The organism is Pseudorhodoplanes sp. (assembly GCF_035565855.1).
GTDB lineage: Bacteria > Pseudomonadota > Alphaproteobacteria > Rhizobiales > Xanthobacteraceae > Pseudorhodoplanes.
On record NZ_DATMRX010000319.1, the window covers coordinates 1 to 6,421 of the forward strand.

5 protein-coding genes and 1 pseudogene are annotated in these 6,421 nt (G+C 64.3%); 2 read left to right on the forward strand and 4 right to left on the reverse strand.

The window, feature by feature from the left end; genetic code table 11:
- Positions 1-104 (reverse strand): annotated as a pseudogene (locus tag VN004_RS18160) (IS5/IS1182 family transposase); the annotation flags it as partial.
- Positions 105-239: 135 nt separating this feature from the next.
- Positions 240-1,352, reverse strand: coding sequence for a glycosyltransferase family 4 protein (locus tag VN004_RS18165; RefSeq protein ID WP_325613023.1), 1,113 nt, complete (start codon positions 1,350-1,352; stop codon positions 240-242).
- A gap of 282 nt (positions 1,353-1,634) precedes the next feature.
- Between VN004_RS18165 and VN004_RS18170 the strand changes: the two genes are divergently transcribed.
- Positions 1,635-3,395 (forward strand): ABC transporter ATP-binding protein, encoded by a 1,761-nt coding sequence (locus tag VN004_RS18170; protein WP_325613025.1) that lies wholly within the window; start codon positions 1,635-1,637, stop codon positions 3,393-3,395.
- A gap of 39 nt (positions 3,396-3,434) precedes the next feature.
- Positions 3,435-4,337 carry a class I SAM-dependent methyltransferase gene (locus VN004_RS18175; RefSeq protein WP_325613028.1) on the forward strand — a complete coding sequence of 301 codons (903 nt, stop codon included), beginning with the start codon at positions 3,435-3,437 and terminating at the stop codon, positions 4,335-4,337.
- 35 nt (positions 4,338-4,372) lie between these two features.
- Here the strand turns inward: VN004_RS18175 and VN004_RS18180 are convergent, their stop codons facing one another.
- Together VN004_RS18180 and VN004_RS18185 are read right to left on the reverse strand one after the other, a co-directional pair.
- Positions 4,373-5,614 (reverse strand): glycosyltransferase family 4 protein, encoded by a 1,242-nt coding sequence (locus VN004_RS18180; RefSeq protein ID WP_325613030.1) that lies wholly within the window; start codon positions 5,612-5,614, stop codon positions 4,373-4,375.
- A gap of 41 nt (positions 5,615-5,655) precedes the next feature.
- The coding region (locus VN004_RS18185) for an exopolysaccharide biosynthesis polyprenyl glycosylphosphotransferase (RefSeq protein WP_325613033.1) at positions 5,656-6,421 on the reverse strand (766 nt) is incomplete at its 5' end.

Consider the following 6,421-nt stretch of genomic DNA (forward strand, 5'->3'; position numbering starts at 1 on the left):
TTCAGAACGCGCCGGTCATCGACACGAGGAACCCCGCGAACCTTCGTCGGCAGTAGCGGCTCGATCACCGACCACTCGAAATCCGTCAGATCAAAGCGCGCCATCTCAACCTCCAAGGCTGAGAGCAATGAATCAGAACACGCCCTCCAAGGGAATCCTGTTTATGAGTATGTGACCTAGGTCGTTGTTTAAACGCGTTTTCTTCACGCGAACCGGTATCCACTTCGCTCGAAAACGCTTTAACGCGGCAGCCGCTCGGTGACCTGGGGAAGCGCCGGCCCCTGAAGCGGCGGACTGTCGCCGGCGACAAGCCGTAGGCGCGGCGTGTCCTTCTGCACCATCTCCCGGTAAACCTCGAGATAGTCCTGCGCCATCCGCCGCGCGGTGAAACGCTGTTCGAACCGCTTTCGGATCGCGGTGCGCGAGAGTTCCGACAGTCGATAGGCCGCGCCGACGGCGCTACGTTCGTCCTCGACGATGAAGCCGGTGCGGCCGTGCTCCACGATCTCGGGCACGGATCCGGCCGGGAAAGCCACCACCGGCGTGCCGCACGCCATCGCCTCGATCATCACCAGCCCGAACGGCTCCGGCCAGTCGATCGGAACCAGGAGCGCGAGGGCGCCGCTCAGGAAGGCCGATTTCTGCGCGTCGTCAATCTCGCCGATATATTCGACATCCTTGCCGTCGATCAGCGGCCGGATCACCGCCTCGTGATATTCGCGATCGACCTTGTCGATCTTGGCGGCAATTTTCAGCGGGACGCCGCATTGCCGGGCGATCTGGATCGCACGGTCGAGGCCCTTTTCGGGCGCGACGCGCCCGAGGAAGGCGAAGTATTGCGGCTTCACCGGCTGCGGCGTCAGCAGCGTCGCCGGTAATCCGTGGTGGATCGTCCGCACCCAACTCGCATGCGGCAACGGCCGGCGCTGCGAATCCGAAATCGAGATCACGGGAATTGACGGAAAGGCCGCGAACACCGGCTGATGTTCCGGCAGGTCGAGGCGCCCATGCAGCGTGGTCACGAATGGTGTCGGCTGTCGCGAAAAAAGTGAAAAGGGATAGTAGTCCAGATGGAAGTGCAGGAAGTCGAAATCGTCGGCGTGCGTTCGCACGCGCTCCAGCATCATCATGTGCAGCGCGTTGGGATCGCGAACCGAATTGTCGAAGCGCAGCGCCTTCGGCCAGGGCGCCTCGAGTTTCGCGGATGTGTGGGAATCGCCGCTGGCATAGAGGGTGACGTCGTGCCCCATCGCCACGAGTTCCTCGGTCAACCAATGCACGACACGCTCGGTGCCGCCGTAGAGCTTGGGCGGAATAGCTTCGGTCAAAGGCGCAATCTGGGCGAGGCGCATCGGTACTCCTTTGTGGGTTTTGCGGCAGGCCCCCCGGCCGGTGGTCGGACAATCCGACTACTAAATCGCAAGAGCGCGACAAAGTTTTGCGCGGAAGGAGAAATCTTTTCGACCGGCGTGGAACTTTTGGATGGCGTTGACGTCGGGCTTAGGCCGGCCTCGTTTTCCGCAGGCGTCCATATGTTCGACAAAAACTTCTCGCGATGATCCGCAATCAGCACCCCGCGGGTCGAGCACCAGCCGGCGGTCATTGAAAATCGGGATATTGAGATCAGCAGTCGGATGAATGACACCTATCGTTTTGGAGAACGGCCGTTCGCCTTCATGTTCCATTATGTCGGGCTGCGCCCGATCAGCCATGCCGTGATCGTTGCCATCGTTCTGGTCGCGGTAACATGCTCCGTCGCCACGCAATACGGCGTCAAATATCTGGTCGATGCGCTGTCGACGCACGCTGACTCGGCGGCCGTCTGGTCGGCGTTCTTCATCCTGGTGTCGCTGATCGCGGCCGACAATCTGCTATGGCGCCTCGCCGGTTGGATTTCGAGCTACACGTTTGTGTACGTCACCGGCGACGTGCGCCGCGCTCTGTTCCGGCATCTCACCGGCCACGCGCCGAGCTACTTCGCCAACCGTCTGCCGGGAACCCTGACGAGCCGCGTCACCGCTACCTCGAACGCGGTCTACACCGTCGAGAACATGTTTGTCTGGAATGTGCTTCCGCCTTGCGTGGCGACCGCGGTGGCCATTGCGCTGGTCGTCACCATCAGCCCGCTGATGGCGGCTGTCCTGGTGATCGTGGCCGGCGTGATGGTGGTGGCGATGTTCCACATGGCGGCTGCCGGGCGGCCGCTGCATCACGACTTTGCCGACAAAGCCGCCGCTATCGACGGTGAAATGGTGGATGTCATCAGCAACCTGCCGCTGGTCAACGCCTTCTGCGGCCGGGGGCGGGAGCATCGGCGCTTCGACACCATTGTCGATCGCGAGATGGCGGCGCGGCGGCGCAGTCTGCAATACCTGGAGCGGCTGCGCATCCTGCACGCCGTCATCACGATCTGTTTGATCGTCGGGCTCGTGGCCTGGGCTGTCGTGCTGTGGCAACGTGGTGCGGCGACCACCGGCGATGTGGTGCTGGCCTGCACGCTCGGACTGTCGATCCTGCATGCGACGCGGGACCTGGCGGTGGCGCTGGTGGACGTGACGCAGCACGTCGCCCGGCTGGCGGAGGCGTTGCAGACCCTGCTGGTGCCGCACGAGTTGCGCGACCACCCCGAGGCGCAACCGCTGATCAAACGCGGCGCGAGCGTAGCGTTCCAGAACGTCGCGTTCCGTTATCCGGACGGGCATCGGATCTTCGACGACTTCTCGCTGACGCTCGAGCCCGGCCAGCGGGTCGGCTTGGTCGGCCAGTCCGGCGGCGGCAAATCCACGCTGTTCGCGCTGTTGCAGCGGCAATACGACCTGCAGGGCGGACGCATCCTGATCGACGGCCAGGACATCGCGCGCGTGACGCAGCGCAGCCTGCGCGAAGCCATAGCGGTGGTGCCGCAGGACATCATGCTGTTCCATCGTTCGGTGATGGAGAACATTCGATATGGCCGGCCGGATGCGTCCGACGACATGGTGTTTGAAGCGGCGGTGGCCGCGCGGTGCGACTTCATCGAATCCTTGCCGGAGGGCATCGCCACGGTTGTCGGCGATCGCGGGGTGAAGCTTTCCGGCGGTCAGCGCCAACGCATCGCGGTGGCGCGAGCCTTCCTCAAGGATGCACCGCTTCTCCTGCTCGACGAGGCAACATCGTCGCTGGACGCCGAATCCGAGGAAGCGATCCGCGACGCGGTCGCTCGACTCATGAGCGGGCGCACGGTGATCGCCATCGCGCATCGCCTCTCGACCGTGCGGAACTTCGACCGTGTGGTGGTGCTGCAGAATGGCCAGGTTCTGGAGGATGGATCGCCCGACCATCTGATGCGGCGCAACGGGCCGTACAGCCGGCTGGTCCGCCGCGAGATGATCCGTCTCGCCAGCAGCGCGGCTTAGTGGCTTGGTGAACTGGGCTCATTCGTCAGGAGTTGCAACGTGTCAGCGATCGTCTCATCCAGCGAACTCGCCGCCGAACCGCCGGCGCAACTCGTAGCATCGACAGAAGCTATCGCGTGCCCGCTCTGCCGGGCTTGGGATCGGCGCCCGTGGGGCGCCGAAAACGGCTTTGAGGCCATGAAATGCGGTCAATGCGGAATGGTCTATGTCACGCCGCGGCCGAAGCTGGAGGAGATCAGCGAAGCCAATAAGATCGGCGAGCATCGCACGGCGGACGGCGCGCTCAAGGTCGTGTACCGGCGCAGTCCGCGCAAGATCCGGCACTACCGCGACATTGTGCAATTGATGTTTCGCGCCGAGCTTGAGGCGGGCGTGCCGTTCTCTTGGCTCGACGTCGGTGCGGGCTATGGCGAGCTGATCGAAGCGGTAATGGACGTGCTGCCGCCGGGCAGCGTCGTCGAGGGCATCGAGCCGATGCAGCCCAAGGTCGATTGCGCGCGGGCGCTGCATTTGCCGGTGTCGAGTACGCCGCTCGCGGCGATGGATCGGCGTTTCGACGTGGTATCGCTCATCAATGTCTTTTCGCACTTGCCGGATTTCGATGCTTTCCTCGGCGACTTGCGTCGGGTGATGAACGACGGCGCGATCCTGTTCGTCGAAACCGGCAATGGCGGCGACCTGTCATCGGCCGCGGAGTATCCCGACCGGCTTTACCTTCCCGATCACCTTGTGTTCGCAGGCGTCGATCACATTCGTCAGTTCTTGCAGCGGAATGGATTTGACGTGTCGGCTATCCACGCGCTGCGCTTGGACACGGTGGGCTGGATGGCGAAGAATGCGGTCAAGCGGATCCTGGGCAGGGATGCGAAGCTCGGCATCCCGCTGTCGTCGCCGTTCCGCACGGTGTTCTTCAAGGCCCGGCTGCAGCCGCGGCGGACGTAACGCGCGGCGGCCTTCTTGAGCCTGCTTTGATGACGTTACTGCGCCGCGGCCGAGAGCTGTGGCTCGCGGCGGCGGCGCGGCCCGGCCGTCAATCGCTCGCACAGACGCTCGAAGCGGTCCGCGATGCTGGAAATGTCGTAGGTCCGCTCGGCATAAGCGCGGGCGAGCGCGCCGGTTTCCCGGCGCAGCGACGCATCGTTGAGATAGGCGAGGGTGGCGTCGCCAAACGCGGCATGGTCATCCGGCGCGACGACGCGGCCGCCGCCGCTGTCGCGGATGGACTGCGCTGCGAGGTTCTGCCACGGCGCGGACAGCACCACCGGGCGGCCGGCACACAGATAAGAGGTCACTTTCGACGGCACGAACAGGACGCCGGCCTTGGCATCGACCAGGCCAAGCAGAACGTCGGCGCTGGCCAGGATGTCGCTATAGATTTCGTAGGGCTGGAACGGCAGGACGCGCAGATTGTCGAGCGCGCGCGATTGTGCCTCGCGGGCCACAAGCCCGGCGCCTTCGCCTTCCGCCACCACCACGACGAGGGCATCGGATTCGCTGCGGAGGCGCTCGGCCAGGCCGACAAGCGCCATCGGATTTTCCATCGGCCCGAGCGTTCCCACATAGAGCGCCACGCGCCGTTCCGCGAAACCCTGCGTGCGCGACCAAGCATTATCCTTGGAGCTGGGCATCACGCTGTCGAGCGGCGCCCAGTTTCGCACCACCATGCATTGCCGGTCGTAGACGTTCCAGCTTTCCGCGAGAATGGCCAACAGGTCGTCCGCGATGGGAATGACCGCGTCGCTGCGTTGCAGGAGACGCTGCTCCAGCGCGTGGTAATAGCTGCCCGCGGCGATATTGAGGAGCGCGGAGCGGCCCTCGATCGACTGATCCAGCAGCACCGACTGGAAGTCTTGCAGCCAGGACACGAACGGAATTCCGGCGCGCTGGCAGGCCGTTTGTACGCCGCGCTGCACGTCGAGCGGATTGTTGCACGCGATCGCGATATCCGGGCGGAACTCCAGAACCCTCCTGGCGACGATCCGGCTGAAGCGCGCCTCCTGGAAACGCTGGCCGAAGAACGAAGCCGAAGGGCGCGCGCCGAGGCTCAAGCCTTCCACGGCCAGATTCGGCGGGTCCTCCGGACGACGGCGCAGATCGGCTTTGGGCGACTGCGCGTCGCTGGAATAGAGGTGCAGCACGTCGTGTCCGCGGCTTGCGAGCGCACGGCTCAACTGCACTTGCGGAGCGTGGCCGAGATGGTCGTTGACGACGATGCGCACGATGGCCCTTGAGCTGCGGCCGCGCGGCGTTGGAAAGGGCGTCAGGTGCCGGTGCCGGACAGAAACTCTTGTCGCAACGTCCTTAACATAATCTTGATATCGAGCCAGAGCGACCAGGTTTCGATGTATTCGAGGTCGTAATCGACGCGGGCGATGGCCTCGCCGGCCTGCCGGGTGCTGCCGCGGCAGCCGTGGACTTGCGCCAGCCCGGTGATGCCGGGGCGCACGATGTGGCGGTGGAAGTAATACGGCACCAGGTCCTCATAGAGAACGCCGGCCGACAGCATGCCGGGGACGTGGGGCCTGGGGCCGACGAGCGACATGTCGCCCCTGACGACATTGATGAGCTGCGGCAATTCGTCGAGGCTCGTGCTGCGCAGGAACCGGCCGACGCGCGTGACGCGCGCATCGTCCTTCGTCGTCTGTTGCGTTCCCGACCGATCGCTCAGGTGCGAATACATCGTGCGGAATTTGTAGATGCGGAAGCGGCGGTTGCGGTAGCCGTAACGCGGCTGGCTGAACAGCACCGGCCCAGGCGAGTTGCATTTGATCGCCACTGCGATGCCGAGCAAGAGCGGCGCGAAGAACAAAAGCGCCGCGCTCGCGGCCATGACGTCGAACGCGCGCTTCGCGCCAAAGCGGATCGAGTCGAATGAGCGTGCGCGGCGTCGTGTGCGGTATCTGTGGCGGTGGATGGAGTCGGGCTTGAACCGCTCGGGGCTGGTGTGAATGGATTGAAGGAACGCGGCCTTCCGTTCCTGCCAAAGCGATACGACCTCGTCTCGAGGGAAGGATGCCGTAACAGTC